This window comes from Kitasatospora phosalacinea (assembly GCF_030268885.1).
In the GTDB taxonomy this organism is placed as follows: domain Bacteria; phylum Actinomycetota; class Actinomycetes; order Streptomycetales; family Streptomycetaceae; genus Kitasatospora; species Kitasatospora phosalacinea_C.
Map to the genome: position 1 here is coordinate 1 of NZ_BSSA01000075.1, position 2,552 is coordinate 2,552.

The window sequence follows — 2,552 nt, forward strand, 5'->3', positions numbered from 1 at the left end:
GGCCTGTCCTGCATGCCGAACGCGGGCCTGCCGGTGCTCACCAAGGACGGCGCGCACTACCCGCTCAGCCCGGCCGAACTCGCCGACGCCCACGAGGCCTTCGTCCGCGACTACGGCCTGGCCCTGGTCGGCGGCTGCTGCGGCACCACCCCCGAGCACCTGCGCCAGGTCGTCGAGCGGGTCCAGGGCCTGCCGGTCACGCCGCGCGACCCGAAGCCGGAGGCGTCCGCCGCCTCGCTCTACCAGGCGGTGCCGTTCCGGCAGGACACCTCCTACCTGGCGATCGGCGAGCGCACCAACGCCAACGGCTCGAAGAAGTTCCGCGAGGCGATGCTCGCCGCGGACTGGCAGACCTGCGTGGAGATCGCCCGCGAACAGATCCGCGAGGGCGCCCACCTGCTCGACCTGTGCGTGGACTACGTGGGCCGCGACGGCGTCGCCGACATGCGCGAGATCGCCGGCCGCCTGGCCACCGCCTCCACCCTGCCGATCGTGCTGGACTCCACCGAGCCGCCGGTGCTCGCGGCCGGCCTGGAGATGCTCGGCGGCCGGGCCGTCCTCAACTCCGTCAACTACGAGGACGGCGACGGCCCCGACACCCGGTTCGGGAGGATCGCCGCGCTGGCCCGCGAGCACGGCGCCGGCCTGATCGCGCTGACCATCGACGAGCAGGGCCAGGCCCGCACCGCCGAGACCAAGGTCGCCATCGCCGAGCGCCTGATCGACCAGCTCACCACCGAGTACGGCATCGACGAGTCCTCGATCCTGGTCGACTGCCTGACCTTCACCCTGGCCACCGGCCAGGAGGAGTCCCGCCGCGACGGCATCGAGACCATCGAGGCGATCCGCGAGCTCAAGCGCCGCCGCCCGAACGTGCAGACCACCCTGGGCCTGTCGAACATCTCCTTCGGCCTCAACCCGGCCGCCCGCCAGGTGGTCAACTCGGTGTTCCTGCACGAGTGCGTGGAGGCCGGCCTGGACTCCGCGATCGTGCACGCCGCCAAGATCCTCCCGATGAACCGGATCCCCGAGGACCGCCGCCAGGCCGCCCTCGACCTGGTCTACGACCGCCGCAGCGAGGGCTACGACCCCCTGCAGAAGCTGCTCCAGCTCTTCGAGGGCGTCTCCGCCGCCTCCTCCGCCGCGTCCAAGGCCGAGGAGCTGGCCGCCCTCCCGCTGGAGGAGCGCCTGCAGCGCCGGATCATCGACGGCGAGCGCAACGGCCTGGAGGCCGACCTGGACGCCGCGCTGACCGAGCGCCCGGCGCTGGAGATCATCAACGACACGCTGCTGTCCGGCATGAAGGTGGTCGGCGAGCTGTTCGGCTCCGGCGAGATGCAGCTGCCGTTCGTGCTGCAGTCCGCCGAGGTGATGAAGGCCGCCGTCGCGCACCTCGAACCGCACATGGAGAAGTCCGACAGCGAGGGCAAGGGCACCATCGTGCTCGCCACCGTCAAGGGCGACGTGCACGACATCGGCAAGAACCTGGTCGACATCATCCTGTCCAACAACGGCTACCACGTCGTCAACCTGGGCATCAAGCAGCCGGTGTCGGCGATCGTCGAGGCCGCCCAGGAGCACAAGGCCGACGTGATCGGCATGTCCGGCCTGCTGGTGAAGTCCACGGTGATCATGAAGGAGAACCTGGAGGAGCTCAACCAGCGTGCGCTGGCCGCCGACTTCCCGGTCATCCTCGGCGGCGCCGCCCTCACCCGCGCCTACGTCGAGCAGGACCTGCACGAGATCTACGACGGCGAGGTCCGCTACGCCCGGGACGCCTTCGAGGGCCTGCGCCTGATGGACGCCCTGGTCGGCATCAAGCGCGGCGTCCCCGGCGCCGCCCTGCCCGAGCTGCGCAAGCGCCGCCACGCCCGGGTCGAGGTGGAGGAGCCGGAGGAGGTCAACCTCGGCCAGATCCGCTCCGACGTGGCCGTCGACAACCCGGTCCCCGTCCCGCCGTTCTGGGGCGACCGGATCGTCAAGGGCATCCCGTTCCAGGACTACGCCTCCTGGCTCGACGAGGACGCCCTGTTCAAGGGCCAGTGGGGCCTCAAGGGCGGGCGCAGCGGAGGCCCGACCTACGAGGAGCTGGTGGAGACCGAGGGCCGCCCGCGGCTGCGCGGCTGGCTGGACCGGCTGCAGACCGAGGGCTGGCTGGAGCCCGCCGTGGTCTACGGCTACTTCCCGGCCAACTCCAAGGGCGACGACCTCATCCTCTACCGCGAGGACGGCTCCGAGCTGACCCGCTTCACCTTCCCGCGCCAGCGCCGCGGCCGCCGCCTGTGCCTGGCCGACTTCTTCCGTCCGGAGGAGTCGGGGGAGCGCGACGTGGTCGGCCTGCAGGTGGTCACCATGGGCAACCGGATCTCCGAGGCCGCCAACGAGCTGTTCGCCGGCAACTCCTACCGCGACTACCTCGAACTGCACGGCCTGTCCGTCCAGCTCGCCGAGGCGCTGGCCGAGTTCTGGCACGCCCGGGTCCGCTACGAGCTCGGCTTCGGCGACGAGGACCCGCAGGACGTCCGGGACATGTTCGCGCTCAAGTACCGCGG

At 71.2% G+C, this 2,552-nt stretch carries 1 protein-coding gene; it reads left to right on the forward strand.

What is annotated here, in order from left to right; genetic code table 11:
• Positions 1-2,552: methionine synthase (gene metH, locus QSK52_RS38930; RefSeq protein WP_285741017.1), on the forward strand; the 2,552-nt coding region annotated here is incomplete at both ends.